At 66.9% G+C, this 17545-nt stretch carries 21 protein-coding genes and 1 other RNA gene; 13 read left to right on the top strand and 9 right to left on the bottom strand.

Features of this window, described 5'->3' with window-relative positions:
• The first annotated feature begins 44 nt into the window (after nt 1-44).
• A complete protein-coding gene (locus tag ACWHYV_RS16150) occupies nt 45-1157 on the top strand; it encodes a diguanylate cyclase domain-containing protein (RefSeq protein WP_447977520.1) in 1113 nt (370 codons plus the stop codon).
• Nucleotides 1154-1285: a diguanylate cyclase domain-containing protein gene (locus ACWHYV_RS16145; RefSeq protein WP_447977519.1), complete on the top strand. Its 132-nt coding sequence runs from the start codon at nt 1154-1156 to the stop codon at nt 1283-1285. The genes ACWHYV_RS16150 and ACWHYV_RS16145 overlap by 4 nt, the downstream gene beginning before the upstream one ends.
• Before the next feature lie 114 nt (nt 1286-1399).
• On the opposite strand, the gene ACWHYV_RS16140 is transcribed toward ACWHYV_RS16145, so the two are convergent.
• The 5 genes from ACWHYV_RS16140 to ACWHYV_RS16120 all read right to left on the bottom strand — a co-directional run bounded on the left by ACWHYV_RS16140 (nt 1400) and on the right by ACWHYV_RS16120 (nt 7593).
• On the bottom strand, nt 1400-3313 hold the full coding sequence (locus ACWHYV_RS16140; RefSeq protein ID WP_447977518.1) for an acyl-CoA dehydrogenase family protein: 1914 nt from the start codon (nt 3311-3313) through the stop codon (nt 1400-1402).
• A gap of 96 nt (nt 3314-3409) precedes the next feature.
• A complete protein-coding gene (locus ACWHYV_RS16135) occupies nt 3410-4327 on the bottom strand; it encodes a formylglycine-generating enzyme family protein (protein ID WP_447977517.1) in 918 nt (305 codons plus the stop codon).
• A gap of 42 nt (nt 4328-4369) precedes the next feature.
• Nucleotides 4370-5533: an SEL1-like repeat protein gene (locus ACWHYV_RS16130; protein ID WP_447977516.1), complete on the bottom strand. Its 1164-nt coding sequence runs from the start codon at nt 5531-5533 to the stop codon at nt 4370-4372.
• Nucleotides 5534-5654: 121 nt separating this feature from the next.
• Nucleotides 5655-6788 carry a FecR domain-containing protein gene (locus ACWHYV_RS16125; protein WP_447977515.1) on the bottom strand — a complete coding sequence of 378 codons (1134 nt, stop codon included), beginning with the start codon at nt 6786-6788 and terminating at the stop codon, nt 5655-5657.
• Between the two features lie 142 nt (nt 6789-6930).
• Nucleotides 6931-7593 carry a polysaccharide biosynthesis/export family protein gene (locus ACWHYV_RS16120; protein ID WP_447977514.1) on the bottom strand — a complete coding sequence of 221 codons (663 nt, stop codon included), beginning with the start codon at nt 7591-7593 and terminating at the stop codon, nt 6931-6933.
• 277 nt (nt 7594-7870) lie between these two features.
• On the opposite strand from ACWHYV_RS16120, the gene ACWHYV_RS16115 reads away from it, so the two are divergent.
• From ACWHYV_RS16115 to ACWHYV_RS16100, 4 genes are read left to right on the top strand one after another with little or no spacing between them, the layout of a single operon-like run.
• Nucleotides 7871-9007, top strand: a complete 1137-nt coding sequence (locus ACWHYV_RS16115) for a PAS domain S-box protein (RefSeq protein WP_447977513.1) — start codon at nt 7871-7873, stop codon at nt 9005-9007.
• A 56-nt stretch (nt 9008-9063) separates the two neighbouring features.
• A complete protein-coding gene (locus ACWHYV_RS16110; RefSeq protein WP_447977512.1) occupies nt 9064-9951 on the top strand; it encodes an MBL fold metallo-hydrolase in 888 nt (295 codons plus the stop codon).
• A gap of 1 nt (nt 9952) precedes the next feature.
• The gene (locus ACWHYV_RS16105) at nt 9953-10255 is read left to right on the top strand and encodes a hypothetical protein (protein ID WP_447977511.1); all 303 of its coding nucleotides are present in this window, start codon (nt 9953-9955) and stop codon (nt 10253-10255) included.
• Complete coding sequence (locus ACWHYV_RS16100; RefSeq protein ID WP_447977510.1) at nt 10246-11613, top strand: cytochrome P450; 1368 nt, start codon at nt 10246-10248, stop codon at nt 11611-11613. The genes ACWHYV_RS16105 and ACWHYV_RS16100 overlap by 10 nt, the downstream gene beginning before the upstream one ends.
• An 88-nt stretch (nt 11614-11701) precedes the next feature.
• On the opposite strand, the gene ACWHYV_RS16095 is transcribed toward ACWHYV_RS16100, so the two are convergent.
• The 3 genes from ACWHYV_RS16095 to ssrS all read right to left on the bottom strand — a co-directional run bounded on the left by ACWHYV_RS16095 (nt 11702) and on the right by ssrS (nt 12406).
• Entirely contained in the window at nt 11702-11974 is a 273-nt protein-coding gene (locus ACWHYV_RS16095; RefSeq protein ID WP_447977509.1) for a hypothetical protein, read from the bottom strand.
• Complete coding sequence (locus ACWHYV_RS16090; RefSeq protein ID WP_447977508.1) at nt 11974-12156, bottom strand: hypothetical protein; 183 nt, start codon at nt 12154-12156, stop codon at nt 11974-11976. The genes ACWHYV_RS16095 and ACWHYV_RS16090 overlap by 1 nt, the downstream gene beginning before the upstream one ends.
• 174 nt (nt 12157-12330) lie before the next feature.
• A non-coding RNA gene (ssrS, locus tag ACWHYV_RS16085) (6S RNA) lies at nt 12331-12406 on the bottom strand.
• A 182-nt stretch (nt 12407-12588) separates the two neighbouring features.
• On the opposite strand from ssrS, the gene ACWHYV_RS16080 reads away from it, so the two are divergent.
• From ACWHYV_RS16080 to ACWHYV_RS16055, 6 genes are all read left to right on the top strand, one after another.
• On the top strand, nt 12589-12933 hold the full coding sequence (locus ACWHYV_RS16080) for a hypothetical protein (RefSeq protein WP_447977507.1): 345 nt from the start codon (nt 12589-12591) through the stop codon (nt 12931-12933).
• The gene (locus ACWHYV_RS16075) at nt 12930-13130 is read left to right on the top strand and encodes a hypothetical protein (protein ID WP_447977506.1); all 201 of its coding nucleotides are present in this window, start codon (nt 12930-12932) and stop codon (nt 13128-13130) included. The genes ACWHYV_RS16080 and ACWHYV_RS16075 overlap by 4 nt, the downstream gene beginning before the upstream one ends.
• A 135-nt stretch (nt 13131-13265) precedes the next feature.
• Nucleotides 13266-13940 (top strand): methylthioribulose 1-phosphate dehydratase, encoded by a 675-nt coding sequence (gene mtnB, locus ACWHYV_RS16070; protein WP_447977505.1) that lies wholly within the window; start codon nt 13266-13268, stop codon nt 13938-13940.
• The gene (locus ACWHYV_RS16065) at nt 13894-14421 is read left to right on the top strand and encodes a 1,2-dihydroxy-3-keto-5-methylthiopentene dioxygenase (protein WP_447977504.1); all 528 of its coding nucleotides are present in this window, start codon (nt 13894-13896) and stop codon (nt 14419-14421) included. The genes mtnB and ACWHYV_RS16065 overlap by 47 nt, the downstream gene beginning before the upstream one ends.
• Nucleotides 14414-15148, top strand: coding sequence for an acireductone synthase (gene mtnC, locus ACWHYV_RS16060; protein ID WP_447977503.1), 735 nt, complete (start codon nt 14414-14416; stop codon nt 15146-15148). Before ACWHYV_RS16065 ends, mtnC begins: the two co-directional genes overlap by 8 nt.
• Before the next feature lie 111 nt (nt 15149-15259).
• Nucleotides 15260-15385 (top strand): hypothetical protein, encoded by a 126-nt coding sequence (locus tag ACWHYV_RS16055; RefSeq protein WP_447977502.1) that lies wholly within the window; start codon nt 15260-15262, stop codon nt 15383-15385.
• 70 nt (nt 15386-15455) lie between these two features.
• Here ACWHYV_RS16055 and ACWHYV_RS16050 read toward each other — a convergent pair whose 3' ends face one another.
• The gene (locus ACWHYV_RS16050) at nt 15456-15974 is read right to left on the bottom strand and encodes a hypothetical protein (protein ID WP_447977501.1); all 519 of its coding nucleotides are present in this window, start codon (nt 15972-15974) and stop codon (nt 15456-15458) included.
• Nucleotides 15975-16267: 293 nt separating this feature from the next.
• Between ACWHYV_RS16050 and ACWHYV_RS16045 the strand changes: the two genes are divergently transcribed.
• On the top strand, nt 16268-17545 hold the full coding sequence (locus tag ACWHYV_RS16045) for a cation:proton antiporter (RefSeq protein ID WP_447977500.1): 1278 nt from the start codon (nt 16268-16270) through the stop codon (nt 17543-17545).

Genomic DNA, 17545 nt, shown 5'->3' with positions numbered 1-17545 from the left:
TTCGCCCACCTCGGTTCGGCTACACTTAGCCTATCCCGCGTACCATGCGACTCGCACCATTGAAGTCCCTCACCACCATCGTGTTTCCCGACGGACTGCTGCTCCTTCTCGCGCTGGCCTTCCTTCGTCCCACCGGACTGCCGACATGGACCGGCCCGTTGGTGTTGACCTATGACTACGTCGTCTTGTGCGCGGCCGTCCTGCTGGCCTGGTACATCGGCCTGAGCCGGGTCGTCTTTGCCACGCTGTGGCTGGTCGTCGCCGACGGCGCGCTCGGGCCGCTCGTCTCGATCGCCAATCTGGAGCCGGACGCGCGGCAGACCGCCTTCCAGGCGGTGGCCTTGCTCCTGCCGTTGAAATTTCTGGCGCTTGCCTTGATCCGGGAGCGCGCGCGCCTCGTCCGCCGGGAGCTGCTCTGGCTGTCCCTGATCCTGGCGCAGGCGATGCTGATCTTCTCGGTGTGCCGCTCGCCGAAGGCCGGGTGGGTCGAAGCCGTGTCGGCGGCCCTTGGTTTCGCGTTCACCGACCCCCGCTGGACGCAATGGACCCGGCTGCCCCAGCCGTCGGTGTTGGCGTTTGCCGCCGCATTGGCGCTCATGACGATCCGGTTTTGCACCTGGGGCGGGCGCCTGGACCGGGGGTTCGCCTGGGCGCTCGTGGCCGTGCTGCTCGCGCTCGAAGGGGCCGGCCGCGGCTGGTCGCCGACGAATTTCCTGGCCACCGCGGGACTGATCCTGATCGTCGCGCTCTACGCGGATGAATATCGGGTCAGTCACTACGACGAGTTGACGGGCCTCGGAGATCGAGAGGCGCTGCGCTCCGTCTTGAGCACGCTCTCGGGGCGGTACGCGCTGGCCGTCGTGGACGTCGACGAGCTGAAGCGGATCAATGCCCACTATCGCGAGTCGGTGGGGAACCGGGCGCTGCGTGTCGTGGCGGAGTGTGTCGCGGGGGTACGCGGAGGAGAGGTATTCCGCGACGAAGGCGACCGGTTCGTGATCGTCTTTCGGGGGCGCCGGCTCACCGACGTGCTTCCCCGTCTCGAGGCGCTCAGGGTCGCGGTGCAGGGGCCTCGGTCCGCCTGCCCTGGCGCCGGCGTCTCCGAAGAGCGATCGCCGCTCGAGATGCCCCTTGGGAAAGCGGCTCGTTGGCCGTGACGGTCAGTATCGGGGCCGCCGAGACGACGCCGCAGGCCGTGAAGCCGGAGCAGGTACTCCGGCAAGCCGAACAGGCCTTGCAACGGGCCAAGCAGGCCGGCCGTAACGAGGTCCGCGCCTTGGCCTAGGCGGGGACCGAGGCGGCTTCCGCTGTGTCGAGCTTTCACCCGCCGTGAAGGATGACTCGGGCCGCTCCTCGCCCCGCTTCTGTCAGCGGCCCCGCGGTCTCGATACAGTCCTCGTCAGTCGGCCGGCCGCGCCGGCTTGGGCTCGCGATAGTCCTCGAGGCCCCGGCGGACGATCCCGTCGGAGAGGAAGCCGAAGCCGCCTTGAACCGCCCGTCGGCCGACGCCGGCCGGGCGGCGGTCGTCGTTGGAAATCAGGCCGCGGATATTCTCCGCGATCCGCCGTTTGGCCCGTCGGAAGAACTCATCGCTGAGCTCCCATGCCGACCCGTCCCGTGTGCGGTCTTCCTTCTCCCGCGCGGTCAGCGCCGTCGCGGCGATCGTCAACAGATCTTCCCCCACCATTTCGATCCGATTCTGCCGGCCCTGATCGTCACGCAGGGCCTCACGGTGCAGAGCCATGGCGTAGAGGATCGCCCGCGCCAGGCGGCGGCTCGCCTGCTCGACGTACCGCAACCGGGGCGCGACCCTCGGATGCCGGAAGGGCGGGTGGTCGGGGAGCGCTTGCCGCTTGAGCCGCCGGCCGTACCAGGGTACGTAGTAGCGCAGGAGCTTCAGCAGCTCGCCCGGCCGCCCCGCTCGGCCGCCGCCGACGTACGATCCCACGCGCTCCAGGTGCGGGGCCAGCCCCTCGCGGGCGACGAACGGGCGCAGGACATCCGTCGCCCCTTCGCCGATCCGATACATCTCGGCGTCCCGGACGAGCTGTTCGATGTTGAAGGCCGGCTCCCCCCGGACCCGCTTGGAGTCGGCCGTCTCGTAGCCCATGCCGCCGAAGATCGTCTGGGCGTCCTTGAGGAACTGGATCGTCTGCTCGGAGCAGAAAATTTTCGCAATGGCGGCTTCGATCCGGATGTCGTAGCGCTTCGCGTCGGCCATCCGCCAGACCAGGAAGGCGAGCGACTCCATGGCAAACAGGTCCGTCGCCATCCGCCCGAGCCGCATCTGCTGGGTCTGACGCTCGGCCAGCGGCTTTTGGAACGTTCGTCGGGACTGTGCGCGATCGAGCGTCGGCTGCCAGGCTTGCTTCGCCATCCCCAGACAGATGGCCGGGATGCTGATCGCGCGCCCGACGTTCAAGATGGTCAAGGCATACTTCAGCCCTTTGCCCACCTCGCCGATGACGTTGTCGGTCGGCACCCGGACGTCGCGCAGGGTGATCCAGCCGTTTTCGATTCCCCGGCAGCCTTCGAATTGGCAGCGTTCGCGTACCGCCACCCCGGCCGCCGTCATGTCGAGGATGAAGGCGGTGTGCACCCGGTCGTCCGGCGTTTCCCCGGCGCGCACGGGTATCCATCGCCAGGACGCACCGTGCTGCACCCGCTTGGCGGGGACCCGGGCGATCAACGTGATGAAGCGGGCGATGGGGCCGTTCGTGCACCAGAGCTTTTCGCCGTTCACGATGAAGTGCCGGCCGGCGGCATCGAGGACGGCGGTGGTTTGGACGTTCGCGGCATCCGACCCCGTCGCGGGTTCGGTCAAGGCAAACGCCGAGATCTCCTGCCGGGCCACCCGCGGCAGATAGGTCTTTTTCTGCTCTTCGTTGCCGAACAGGAGGATCGGCATGGCGATCCCGATCGACTGGGGCACCGCGACCGTGAGCGAGAGGATATTGCTCCAGCTCGCGATCAGCGTGAGCACCCGCCCGTAGTTGGTGTACGAGAGCCCGAGGCCGCCATACTCCTTCGGGATTTTCATGCCGAAGGCGCCGAGCTCGAAGAGACCTTTGAGGACCCGCTCGGGAATGCGGCCGGTCCGCTCGATCTCGTCCGGATCGACCTCCCGGCGCAGGAAAGCTTCGATCGTCCGACAATAGGCGTCGCCGGCGGCGATCTCGTCCGGAGGCTCGGGGGGCGGCAGGAGGAGGGAGAAGTCGGGCCGGCCGAGGAAGAGTCCGGCCATGAAGCTCGAGCCGATGAGTCGCTCCCGGGCTTCTTCGATCCGCTCCAATCCCGTGAACAGCTCTGCCATGGGTCACCTCGTGACGGGTGAACCGACGATGACGAAGGCTCCGTCCGATTCTACCAGGAAACGCATCGAGGCGCCCGGCCGGTGTGGGGCGGGAGCTCAGGGAAGGGACTTGGCGCAGCGAAAGCCGACGGTCGCCGAGCGTTGGTCGGGCGTGGCGCCGTTGCGGCTGGCGGTGCGCAAGAGATTCGGCCGGCTTTTCCACGAGCCGCCGCGCACGCCCTTGTAGCGACCGGTGGACGGCCCGCGGGGATTTCGATCCGGCGTGACGGAGTAATAGTCGAACCCGAACCAGTCGTGCACCCATTCGGCGACGTTCCCCGCCATGTGCCGCACGCCGTACGGGCTCTGCCCGTCCTCGCCGCTGTTGACGGCCGCCACGAGCGGGATTTCGTGCACGTGATACTGTCCGAAGACGGCCAAGCCCGCCTCCGGGGGGCTGTCTCCCCATGGGAAGAGATTGCCGTCCGGGCCGCGCGCCGCCTTCTCCCATTCGGCTTCCGTCGGCAGGCGCTTCCCGTGGGCCGCGCAGAACTCCGCCGCCTCTTCCCACGTCACGTACAGGACCGGCCAGCTCGCGATGACGGGATCGGGCAGGTAGTGGACCGTGATGACGTGCCAGATCAAGCGTTGGAGCTCCTCGGGCGGATGCCGATGTCGGGCCTGCACGTGGGCGAGGAATTCCGCGATGCTCACCTCGTCCCGGTCGATCGCGAAGCCGTCGAGCCAGACCCGGTGCTGGGGCAGCTCGGTGTTGTCGTACTGCGTCGCCAAGCCATAGGGATCGTCGTCTTTTCGGTTGGTCCCCATCAGGAACCATCCCGGGGGGATCGTGATCATCGGGCCGGCGTGCGCCAGCCGCGCGATCTCTTGCAAATGCCGGGCGAGCTCGGGCCACGGCGCGGGCGCGGCGAGGACTGGGCTGATGAGGGCGAGGAGAAGGCAGGCCGGCTGCCAGATCGCCTGGAAGGAGACGGAACCCGTGTGTCGAACGCGGCGGGGACGAGGGCGGCTCACCGGGTTGGTATACAGGAAGGCCGGGTGGGAAACAATCGCCGGCTACCGGCGCTCATGGGCGGGCAGGGGAGCCAGGACTTTGGCCTTCGTCGTCCGTGAGAGGCGGCGGGCGCGGACCGCCTGCGCGGGCGTCATCTCCTTGAGGATGGCGGCTTGGAGCTCCTTGGCTTCCTCGTTCCGTTGGTCTGCGGACAGCGTAGCCCAGAGATACGCCTCGACCGGATCCGGCGTGACGCCGAGACCCATCCAGTACGCCAGCGCCAAATTGAGTTGTCCTGCGGGATCGCCTTGATCGGCCGCGGCACGAAACAGCCGCACGGCCTCGGCGCCATCCTGCGCGACGCCGTCACCCCGCGCGTACATCAGCCCCAGGCTCACTTGGCCGCCCGGATGTCCTTGGGCGGCCGCCTGCCGGGACCACCGGAGCGCTTCCGCATGATCGGGCGCGATTTCCTCGCCGTTGAGGTAGAGGCGCCCCAGCACGTACTGCGATTCGGCCAGGCCGGACTCGGCCGCCTGGTGAAACAGCCGCAGGGCGGTCCCGACGTCCTTGGCCACCGAGTGGCCTTGGAAGTATTTCAGCGCGAGATTGTGCGACGCGGCGGGATGGTGCTGGGCCGCCGCCGCCTGATACCACGCCACGGCGGTCGGTTCGTCACGGGGGATGCCCTGCCCCAACGAATACATCATGCCGAGGCTGTACTGCGCGTGGGCCTTGCCGTGGGTCGCGGCTCGTCGAAACCAGATCAGCGCCTGACGGTAGTCGCGCTCGACGCCCTGCCCGTTGTAATACAGGACGCCCATCAGCACTTGCGCGTCGGCGACATCCTGCTCGGCGGCCCGGGCGAGCCAGCCGGCTGCTTCCCGGTAGTCTTGAGGCACGCCCCGTCCGCTCACATAGAGGAGGCCGAGATAGTACTGGGCGAGCCCGAAGCCCTGCTGTGCGGCCTGTCGGTAGAGGCGCGCCGCCTCGACAGGGTCCTGCTTGACCCCGGCCCCGTCTTCATAGGCTTTCCCAAGGAGGGTCTCGGCGAGTGCCGTGGTCTCGGCAGCGACGGATGCCGGCTGGGTGGAGCGGGGGTCAGCGTGTGAGGCGCCCTTGGCCGCGGCGGTCAGGGGGACGCTGCAGCCGAGAATGGCACACAGCCACAGGATGAGTGCAGGCCGCCCGTCCCGTGGACCACGGGAGGCGGCGGGGTGCGGCATGGAGGCTTGTTGGAGGGAGTGACACATGGCTCGACCCGCATAATCCGGGAGGGTCTAGAACGCCCGCAAGTCGTCTTTTGGCATACGACCTTTGTCCCGCTTGATTTCCGCCCCGTCGCGGTCAGTCCCTCCCTTTCTTCCCATGCTTCCCGTTCAGCTTCGCGACGATGTCGTCCAGATCGAACTTGGGAAACGGAGGAGGCTGCGCTGCCGGCGGTGCGGGCGGCGGAGCGGCGGGCGGGATCACGGTGGCCGGGGGCGGAGCGGGGGCCGGCGGAGAAGGCTGCGCACCCGGAGTCGGCGCAAAGACAGGCGGCGAAGCAGCGGGCGGTGATGAGGGAGCGGTCGAGGTCGTAGCCGGAGAGGGGAACGTGCCCGTCGCCGGACTCCCTCCTGGGATCGCGCCCGAGATGACGGCCGGCGGCGTGTAAAGCCCGGACGGGAGCTTGGCTGTCGCCATGGCGACGGCCTCGCGCGCGGCATCGGACGCCGCGAGCAGGGGGCGGTCCTGTTCAAGAGCCGCGACCAGGGCTCGTGCCGTGTCCGGCTTGGGGATCGGTTTGACTTCGGTGGCGGCCAACACCCTCTGGACCGCATCGCCGTCGGCACTAGCGACCGGCGGCTGAGGGCGCATGCGCTCAGCAGCCACCGAGAACGATCCCGGAGGCAGGAGTATCGTTTCACCGGCGGATGAGACCTCCACCTGCCCGATGGTGCCGATATTCGCCACGCCGACCGCGGCGGCGGCCGGCTGCTCGACCGGACCCGTCGAATCCATCGTCGGCGGGGCCGAGGCCTGGAGCCAAAGCGCGACGTACGCGTGATCAATCGCTACCTCCAGATGCGACGCGCGCAGGTGGAACGTCGAAGGGCGCAGGCCCGTGGCCCGGGAGACGAGCACGCGTGCTTGTCCGCGTTCCAGGCGGACCGGCTCGAGAAGGGCCCGACGGCCGGATGCGCCGCTCCCGGAGAGGACCAAGCGGGTGTCTTCGGCCAACGCGATCAAGGTGTCGTCGTCGAGGAGCAGTTGCGCACGGCTGCGCGGCTGGGTTTCGAGGATATCCTCGGCATAGAGGGGCTCGGCGACCGTGAGGGGGCGCGGCTTCGCCTCCCGCGTGCGTGCGACGTAGACGTTCCCCTCAGTTGCGGTGACGACGCCGATGGGTGCCGTGAATGGATCGGCGGCAGCGGGCGAGCCGGCGAAGAGAATCAAGAGGACGCCGGCGAGCTGTGCGGACTTGTGTGCAGCGCTCATGAGCGGCACCCCTGGATGAGGAGAGCATAGCGAGAAACCCGCCCCGGCACTGTCGGCATCTCCACAATTCGAGCGCCGGAGGACTGCTTACTGAGAACGGCGTGCAGGCGGCCCCGCCGCCAGGATGGCGGCGGGCCGTGACTCAATGGAGGATGACGTGGGTTTCCGGGGGGACGACGACCGTGTCGCCGGGTTTCAGGACGATATTCTGGTCGGCCCCGTCCTTGAGCACGATGTCCGGGTAGCTGGCTTTGAGCTTGATCTCCTTGTTGCCGCCCGCCCAGCGGAAGATCACGATGCGGGTCCGATCGGCGGCCGGTGTGAAGCCGCCGGCGAGGGTGATGGCCTGGAGCAGGGTCGTCTTGCTCTTGAGGAAATACCGCCCCGGTTCCTTGACCTGCCCCATCACGTAAATGCTGTAGCTCTTGACCTCCTGGAGCATCACGGAGACGTTGGGGGATTCCATGAAGGTCGCGAGCTTGGAGGTGATCAGAGAGGTCAATTCGCTCGGCGTCAGTCCGCTCGCACGGAGGTCGCCGATGAGCGGCAGTGAGATCCGGCCGTCGGGACGCACGGTGACGACCTTCGAGAGATCCGGGTTGCGCCAGACGCTGACCTCCAGCACGTCCTCAGGGCCGATGTAAAAGCGGGGGGTGACGACGGGGGACGAGCGCTCGGAGGCCGCCCGCCCCATGGACGGGGAGTCGACCGTGACGGCCTGAGCGGGAGGCGCCGGCGGCCGGCCAAGCGCCACGGCGACTCCGGTACAGAGCCAGAGAGCCCGTCGGGAAATCGAGCGCCGCATCGTCTCCTTCAATCAATCGGTCACGCCCGATCATAAGCGAGGTGACCCTGACGGGATATCGGTGAGGGTCTTACAGGGGAGCCGTCAAGGCGACCGGACGGGCAGCAGCATGGAAAGGACCTTTCGACGGCCGGGGACCAACAGGGCGAACACCGGCCGAAGCGCCCCCAAGTACGTAATATCAGAGCCGACATACCTCCCGAGCGCCCTTGCTCTAAGATGTTTCTGCTACGGCGGGCGGCGAGCGGCGGTTGCGATCGTCTCAAGGAGAACGTCCATGGGCGATGCCAATATGAAGGTCAAGAATGAAGGTGCCGTCGAGGTGTCAGGGCGCGACGTGCACCCCGAGAAGGATGCCTCGATCTACGAGCACATTTTTCACTTTTCGAGCGACGGGATCGGCATTCTCGATGCTCAAGGGTATTACGTGCAGCAGAACCGCGCCCATGCGGCCCTGCTCGGGTACTCTTCGGAGGAGCTGAGTCATGAGCGACCGTCGGTGCACATGGGCGAGGAGCAGTTCGCCGCCGTCATCGCGGCCTTGCAACGGGACGGTGTGTACCGCGGAGAGCTTCTCTGCCGGACGAAATCGGGCGCCCTGCGGCCGATCGAGCTGTCGGCGTTTACCCTTTTGAACGCGGATGGCGAGATCGCCGGCTATGTCGGGATCAAACGGGACATTACCGAGCGCAAACAGCACGAGCGGGAGCTCGAGCGGCGGTACGAGGAGCTGCATGCCGTGTATGAGCTGACGAAGAGCCTGTGCGCCTCCTGCCCGCTCGAAGAGATCCAGCGACAAGCGATCCTGGCGATCCAACGCGTCCTCAAAGCCGACCGCGTGTCGATCCTGCTCATGGACGGGACCGGACGGATGACCTTTCGGGCGTGGGTGGGTTTGAGCGACGGCTATCGACGCGCCGTCGAAGGCCACTCTCCCTGGTCGGGCCCCCGCCGCCCGGAGCCCATCAGCATGGCGGACGTGGAGCAAGAACCGGGACTCGGACCGTTGCGGGACGTGCTGCTCGCTGAAGGCATCCGGGCCCTGGCGTTCATCCCGCTCCTGTCGGGCGACCAACTGCTCGGCAAGTTCATGATCTACTTCGACCAGCCCCACGCGTTTACCGCGGCGGAGCTGCGGGACGCGCAGCACATCGCGAACTACATCGCGATCGGAATTCAACGGCGGCAGTCCGAGGAAGAGATCCAGAAGTTGAATCGCGCGCTGGTCGACAAGGTCCGGGAGTACGAGGATCTCGTCCATGCGCTCGAACAGTCCAAGGCGGACCTGCAGGACAAGGTTTCCGAGCTCCAACAGTTCGAGGACGTCGTGATCGGCCGTGAATTGAAGATGATGGAATTGGAGAAGGAGCTCGAGCGACTCAAGCGCCGGGCACCGGCGGGGCCCGGTCGCTAGCCGATCGACGACGCCCCGCGTTGCACGGCGGGCCGAGGACGTGTACGATCCCCCGCATGGCACACCCCGCCAAGCGCTTGCCCGCCAACGTCGAGGGGCCGTTCTTCGTCGATTCCACCTGCATCAATTGCGACACGTGCCGGCAGCTCGCTCCTGACGTCTTTCGCGAGGAGGACGACTACTCGGTCGTCTGGCGTCAACCGCCCGACGGCGACTCGACCCTCCGTGCGTATCAAGCGCTCATCGCCTGTCCGGTCGGTTCCATCGGGACCCACCGGGCCGAGCAGCCAGCTCTGCGGACGGCCCGTGCGAGCTTCCCCCTCCCGATCGCGCCGGGGCTGTACTACAACGGCTTCAATTCCGAGAAATCGTTCGGCGCGAACAGCTATCTCCTCCAACGTCCGGACGGCAATTGGCTGATCGATGCCCCGCGCTACACCGGGCACCTGGTCGAGGCTTTTACCCGTTTGGGCGGAGTCCGCAGCATCTTTCTGACGCACGCCGACGACGTCGCGGATGCGGCCCGGTATGCCGAGCGGTTTGGTGCGGTCCGCGTCATGCACGAAGCGGATGCCTGGGCCATGCCCGGCGTCGAGCGCCTGATCCGCGGGGCGGCTCCGTCCCCTCTCGCCGACGGCCTCTTGGCGGTTCCGGTCCCGGGGCACACCGCCGGGAGCACGGCGCTGTTCGCCGATCACCGGTACCTGTTCACCGGGGACCATCTCTGGTGGGAGCCCGACCGCGGCGAATTGGCCATGCCCTCGGTGTACGTCTGGTCGGAATCGCGCCTGTACGCGTCCACGGAACGTTTGCGCGACCTTCGATTCGAATGGGTGCTGCCGGGCCATGGCCACCGCATCTCGCTTCCCGCCGAGGCGATGCAGGCCGCGTTGACGCGGCTCCTCGCCGTTCGGGCGCTTCGAACACGGCACGTGAGGGCATGACATGCACATGGTGATGATGGTGTTTCGAACGTCGTTCGAGGACGAGGTGCTCCGCCTCATCGAGGAGGAGCGCCTCGCCTACACCCGAATCGACAACGTCCAAGGAAAAGGCGCGACCGGCACCGTCCCCGGGTCCGTGACATGGGGTGGCGCCAACACCATCCTGTTCATCGCCGTTCCGGACGACCGGCTTCCTGGACTGCGCGCCCGGATTGGTCGATTCGAGGGCGAGCTGGAGGGTCGGCGCAAAGCCGTCGGCGTTCCGTTTCACGTCTTCGTCCTGCCCTGCGAGCAGTGGGTCTGACCTCCGCCTTTCACCCTCGCGACGTCCCGAAGGGCCGTTTCCTCATCGGCCACCTTGCGGAGTTCCGCCGCCGGCCGCTCGAAACGATGGCGGCGTGGCACCGTGAGCTCGGCGATCTCGTGCGGTTTCGGCTCGGCCCGCGCACGTTCTATCTCGTCAGCCACCCGGCCCTCGCCGAGGAAGTGTTGCTCGAGAAGTCCGACGTCTTCGTAAAGGTCTACGATCCGGCGCGGCCGACGGGCCTTGCGCTCGTGCTCGGTGAAGGCCTGTTGACGGCGACCGGCGAGACGTGGCGGCGGCACCGGCGCCTCATCCAGCCCATGTTCCATCGGGCCCGCCTGCCGTCCCTGGTCGGGCGCATGGTGGAGGTCGCTGAACGCGTGATCGACCGATGGGACACGCACGGCCCGAACGAGCCGATCGACGTCGCCTCGGAGATGATGCGAGCGACGCTGGAGATCATCACGCGAACGATGGCGCAGACGACCGTGCTGGAGCACATCGGGACCCTCGAGCCGATGCTGCGAGTGCTCCTTCGCTTCGCCTTCAACGCGTTCCATAATCCGTTTCGTCTGCCCCTGTGGATTCCGACCGCCGACAACCGGACCTTCCGCCGGGCCACGGCGGTGCTCGACGGCATGATCTACGGGCTGATCGAGGCCCGCCGGAGGGACGGGGTGCGTCATGACGATGTGCTCGATCTGCTGCTCTACGGCCAGTCCGAGGAAGGGGGCCCCGGGCTGACCGATCGACAGATCCGGGACGAATTGGTGACGATCTTCAGCGCCGGACACGAAACGACCGCGAACGGGCTGGCGTGGACCTGGTACCTCTTGGCGAGGCATGCGGAGATCGCCCGGAAGGTGACGGCAGAGGTGAGGTCGGTGCTGGGTGAGGAGCCCCCCTCGGCCGAGGCTCTGGGGCGATTGGACTATACGCGCGCCGTATTCGAGGAAGCGCTTCGCCTCTATCCCCCGGCCCCGGCCGTACAGCGGCGTGCCGCCGTGGACACGACGCTGGGCGGACATCCGGTGCGGGCCGGCACGATCGTCGTCGTCGGGATCTACAACATCCATCACCACCCGGCGTGGTGGCCCGACCCCGAAGGCTTCAAGCCCGAGCGCTTCCTGTCGATGCCGGCCCGATCAAGCCCGCGACTGGCGTACCTCCCGTTCGGCGCCGGGCCACGGAGCTGCATCGGCAGCCACTTTGCCATGCTCGAGGCCGTGCTGCTCTTGGCGCTCATCGCCCGGCGCTACACGCTTGCGCTCGTGCCGGGGCACCCGGTCGAGCCGGAGGTCGCGATCACCTTGCGCCCTCGGCACGGCATCAAGATGACGATCCAGCGGGTTTCATGAAGGTGGTCATGCACGAGCGCCATCGAGCGGATCGGCCAGGTCGACCATGGATCGGCCGTCCGAGCCTGGTCGCCCCGGGGAGAGCCTCTCAAAAACCGGTCGTCCAGAGCGCTTCAAGGGTATGGAGCAAGCGGTCGGGATGCTGGAGCAACGAGTCCAGCAAGGCAATGTCGGGATCCTCCGGGACTGCCGGGTTGAGCTGATGGGCATGGCCGAACGCTCGGAGCAGCATCAGACGCCGCTCTGCGATCCCCGGCGCGCGTTCGACACCCACGACGACGCGCAAGGCCAGTTGCGAAAGAGCGACTCGATTGACGTCGGCCCGGCGCGTCCCCGCGTCGTCCTCACGGCTCCCGGTCATCAGGCGGCTCGCCGGTGCTCGAGGGACACCCCTTCACGGGGCCGGCGCCGGCGCTCCTGCGTCCACCAGGTGAGCCAGGCCCCGCCCGCCCACAGGAGGAACGTCAGCGCCGCGACGAGGAGGGCAAACGAGTCGGCCCGACCGAAGACCCGCTCGAGCTCGAGGCCGTGCATGAAGAACATGGTGAATCACCCATCGCCATTCTCCGGCACATCGACGGATAGAACAGATGTGCACGACGGGGATCCAATAAACACGACAGGCCAAAAGTCAATCGATACGAGGTCGCCGATACGAGGTCGCGGGACGGTATGAAGAGAGGGAGGAGAACGCTCCTTGCGAGAGCGTTGGGTCACGGTGGAGGTCTTGGTGAGGACTTTAGGCTTCCCAGTCAATGCTGGGCTTGCACACCGTCTTCAGCGCTCGACCCCCTGTTGGACAATGTTCCCTCGGGCGCGTTCAACTCCTCCCCACGAGTCAACATATGCTCTCCGCGGCACGGAGTCAAGGCCTCATCGTCGGTGCAAAGCCCGTCGAGAAATGATGCGAGGCGGCGGGCAATCTGGTAACGTAAGCCGCTCCGGGGCGTGACAACGGCCGGCAAGGAGGTGGATATGAGCGTTCCAACAGTGATAGCGGCCGTGGTGGCCGTTCTCGCCTCGTCCTCCGCCGCGGCCGGGGAGGTGCTCATCGTCGAGTGCCACGGGCAAGTCAATTTCACGGCCCGGGTGGACCTGAGCGAGAAAACGGTGACCTACCTCAACAGCGAGAAGTCGTACCCGCTGACTCGACTCGACGAGACCTACCTGGAATGGGCGGAGCATGATGATTACGGCCATTCGACGAACTCGCTGCACCGCCGCACGGGCTACTACACCGAAACCTTCACCCATTGGAAGGACGGGCGACGCGACGTGACGAAGGCCGTCTGCAAGCCCGTCCAGGAGCCTCGGCCATGACACTCGACGAAGCGCGGCGGCGCATCGAATCCGCGATCGCTCAATTCGGGCCCCACGCCGGCATGGCCATCGACCTGATCGTGAAAGAGGTACGCGGGGACCACGGCAAGGAAGCCGCCAACGACCTGATCGACGAATTCGACCTCGAGCTGTGCTACAACATCCCGCCGATCGAGTCGGTGGGCTCAGGCGATTGACCCCGAACGCGGAGGACGGCCCGTGATCCACCCCGGCAATCTGCGGCCGTCGCTCCTCGCTCCCTGGCGGAACCGCCAGTGTCTCTCTCGCCCTCGTTCCGGTACAAGCACGTCGTCGTTGACGGAGCAGGGACGATGAAGACGTGTCTGGATTTCAAGCTGTACGCCGATCAGCTCGCGGAGATGGCGCGGTGGGCCTACCGCAAGGGATGGGCGCCCGGGACGAGCACGAATTACAGCATCCGGCTCCCCGGCGCCGCCTCGCCCGCGGTCTGTGCGATCACGAGCTCCGGTGTGGACAAGGAACTGATCGAACCCGAGCACGTGGTCGTCGTGGACGGCCAGGGCCGATGCCTGGAAGGCGCCGCACGCCGGCCGTCGGCCGAGACGCGCCTGCACCTCATGCTCTACGAGACCGTGCACGCGGGCGCCGTGCTCCACACGCACTCGCTGCCGGCGGCCCTGTTGTCCCGGCTGGAAGAAGCGCAGGGCCGCGTGCGGCTCGGGGGATGGGAGTTGCTCAAGGGACTCCAAGGCATCGAGACGCATGCGTGCGCGGTCGATCTCCCCGTCTTCCCAAACTCCCAGGACATGGAGGCGCTCGCCGCGGTCATTGCGCCCAAGCTTCGCGGGGAAGGGCCCTGCTACGGGTTTCTCCTCGCCGGTCACGGCCTCTATGCCTGGGGGAAGGACCTGGCGGAGGCCAAGCGACATCTGGAAGTATTCGAATTTCTCTTGGAGTGCGAGCGGGAGGTACGAAGCCATGGCTACGCTACGGGTTCCCGACCATCGACTGTTTCTCTCGGATGAAGCCGACATTCGGGCGTTTCTCGATGAACGCGGCGTCTTCTATCAGCGCTGGGCGCCGGACTCTTCGCTCGGCCTCGACGCGGACGATGCCGCCGTTCTCGCCTCCGTCGAGCACTGGTTGAGGCCCTTCATGGCGAAAGGCGGGTATCGGACCGCCGACGTCGTCGCCGTGACGCCCGAAACGCCGAACCTGACGGTCATCCGGGACAAGTTCCTTCGCGAGCACACCCATAGCGAGGACGAGGTCCGCTACTTCGTGAGCGGCCGGGGCGTGTTCTGGTTCCACCGGGAGCGGCCGCGTGACGAAGTCTTCGCGGTGACCTGCACGGCGGGCGATTTGCTGTCGGTGCCGGCCAACACCAAGCACTGGTTCGATCTGGGGCCCGAGCCGCACGTGCGGGCGATCCGGATCTTCACCGATCAAGCCGGGTGGGTGCCGCACTATACCGACTCGGGGATCGAGCAGCGCTACCGTGAGTGAGACGATTCGTTGCGTGCTGCTGGACATCGAGGGGACGATCACCTCGATCGCCTTCGTGCGCGAGATCCTGTTCCCGTATGCGAAGTCGCGCCTCGCGTCGTTCCTCCGCGCACGCGGCCACGAGCCGGAGGTTCGTCACTGGTTGGACCGATCCCGCGACGCGGTGATGCGCGTGGAAGGCGCTCGTCCGACCGATAACGAGCTCGCCCGGGTCCTCGCCCGCTGGATCGATGAGGACCGAAAGGAGCCCGGCCTCAAAGGCATCCAGGGATTGATCTGGGAGGAGGGCTACCGAGCCGGCGCATTTGCGCCGGCGCTCTATGAAGACGTGCTCCCGGCCTTGATGCAGTGGCGGGCGAAGGGGCTCGACCTGGCCTTGTACTCGTCCGGCTCGGAACGGGCGCAGCGTCTCCTCGTTGCGCACACCGCGCAAGGCGATCTCACCCACCTGTTTTCACATTTCTTCGATACCCGGGTGGGGGCGAAGACAGAGGCCGGCTCCTATCGTCGGATCGTGGAGCACTGGAACCAACGTCCGGAGGCCGTGCTGTTCCTCTCCGACATCGAAGCCGAATTGGATGCGGCGCGAACGGCCGGTCTGGCCACGACCCACATCGTCCGGTCGGGGGGAAAAGCCGGGATTCGCCATCCGGTGAGCGGTGATCTTTCCAGCCTCGAGATTCCGCCTGTCCGGGCATCGGCCGCCGGTCGCGGCCGGCCCCGGTAGGGCGTCCGGGTCGCGATGCCGTGCCCGAGGCCTCGTCTACGACCATTGGTCCATTGCCGTCCCCGCCTGCCTGCGGTACAGTGAGGCCAGCTACTTCCGGAGGGCGTCACCATGGAGCACCTCAAAGCTTCTGCCGCGCTCGTGCTCGCCTTCGGTCTCTTCCTCGCCATCTGTGCGTTCGCCGCCCTCTTTGCCTACATGCGGCCCGTGCGGTGGAGCGAGCGCCGATTCTGGTGATCCGGCCAGCGGCGCTCGTTCGTGCGCTCCTCCTGCGTGCCCCTCTTCCTTCCAGACCGTTCCACTCGCCTCACCGACCAACCGTTCCCGAGCCCGGATTCGCGAAAGGGCCCGGCTCGATCGCCGGCGTCGTCGAGGACGGGGACGATGATCGGGAACCGATGTCCGAACGGTCGACGTGAGAGCCGGCTCCCATCTCCGCACCGCCGCTGGCTCCCACATCCGCTCCCAGCCCGGAGCCGTACTCCCCCGGCCTGCCGGTGACCCCTCGTTCCAGTCCGGACCGAGGGGCGCCAAACGACATTCCCGGCTGAGAGCCGAGGCCGACGCCGGGGACCGGACCGGCTGCTCCCGGCGCTCCCGGGCCGGGTGTGCCGACGCCGGGACTCCCGGAAAGGCCTCCGGGATTCGGTGTCGCGGCGCCGGGAGGAATGGCGCCGGCGTTGCCGCTCGGCCCTATCGCCCCGCCGGAGCCCCCTCCTCCGCTCGGCCCTCCGCCCACCGCTCCTCCGGTTTGGGCCACAGCCGATGAGGCTCCCAGGACCATGATCGCGAACCCAACGTGCATGATCGCCTTCAACCTGTTCATGACCTCCTCCGCGAGAGTGGGAGTTCAACGCCTGATTCACGATACCCAAGCCGACGCGGCGTCACCTATCGGCCGGACGGCAGGCGCGTGTGCCGGCCGCTCTGACGCGGGGCTCTTCGGCGGCCTCCAGGCGGCAGTCGATGGTGTGCCGGACCAGCGTGCCGGATCAACCTCACGTGGAGCCCGGGGCGTGACCTCTTTCGGACCGGCGGTGCGCCCGACGGTGGACGGCCAGATGGGAGACCGCCCTTCCCCTTTGCGGGGGCTTCTGTTACAACGCCGGGGGGTTGACGATGACGTTGATTGAGACGATCACGATCCTGATCTGTTTGTCCGCCGGATTCAGTTACGTCAATCACCGGTGGATCAAACTGCCGTTGACGATCGGGCTGATGGCGATCGCGCTGGCGATGTCGCTCGTCCTGCTCCTGTTGGGCAAGTTGGGGTTCGGCGTGGAGCAGGAGGCCGAGCGCTTCATCCGCGGCATCGATTTCAATGAAACCGTCCTGCACGGCCTGCTCAGTTTTCTGCTGTTCGCCGGCAGCCTCCACGTGAATCTCGACGATCTCTTCGACCACAAGTGGATCATCGCCACGTTGGCGTCCGCCGGAGTCCTCTTGTCCACGCTCATCGTCGGGCTGCTCGGCTACTGGGGGTTCGGGTGGCTCGGGCTCGATCTTCCCTTCGTGATGTGTCTGCTCTTCGGGGCGCTCATCAGCCCGACCGATCCGATCGCGGTGCTCGGCATCCTGAAGCAGGCCAAGGTGCCCAAGGCCCTGGAGATCAAGATCTCGGGTGAGTCGTTGTTCAACGACGGCATCGGCGTCGTGGTCTTCCTCATCCTGTTCGCGCTGGCGACGAAAGGGGGCGTCACCGTCGGGGAGAGCGTGACGCTGTTCGTCGTCGAAGCCCTCGGTGGCGCGGCGCTCGGGCTGGCGATCGGGTATGGGGCGTACGCGATGATCAAGAGCGTCGATGCGCATCAGGTGGAGATCCTGATCACGTTGGCGCTCGTCATGGGCCTGTACGGGCTCGCCGACGCCTTGCACACGTCCGGCCCCATCGCCGTCGTCGTCGCCGGCCTGCTCATCGGCAATCAAGGACGCCGGTGGGGCATGTCGGACACCACCCGGGAATATCTCGATACCTTCTGGGAGTTGGTGGACGAGGTGTTGAACGCCGTGCTGTTCGTGCTGATCGGCCTCGAAGTGCTCGTGCTCAGTTTCAAGACGCAGTACCTGGAGGCCGGCCTGCTGGCGATCCCGATCGTGCTGCTGGCCCGGTTCCTGAGTGTCGGCGTCCCCGTCCAGCTCTTCAGCCTGGTTCGGGAGCTCAGCCGGCGGGCGACGCTGATCCTCACGTGGGGCGGTCTCCGGGGAGGCATCTCGGTCGCGCTCGCCCTCTCGCTCCCGGCGGGAGACACGCGTGACGCGATCGTGACGATCACGTACATCGTCGTGGTCTTCTCCATTTTGGTCCAGGGCCTGACACTCGGGAAGCTCATTCGACCGAGCGCCGCGGCGCCGGAGCGTCAGATCAAGAAGGCGCCCGGCTATGTGGTCGAAGGATGA

This window comes from Candidatus Nitrospira bockiana (assembly GCF_965152565.1).
This window is presented reverse-complemented; position numbering and strand designations above follow the sequence as displayed.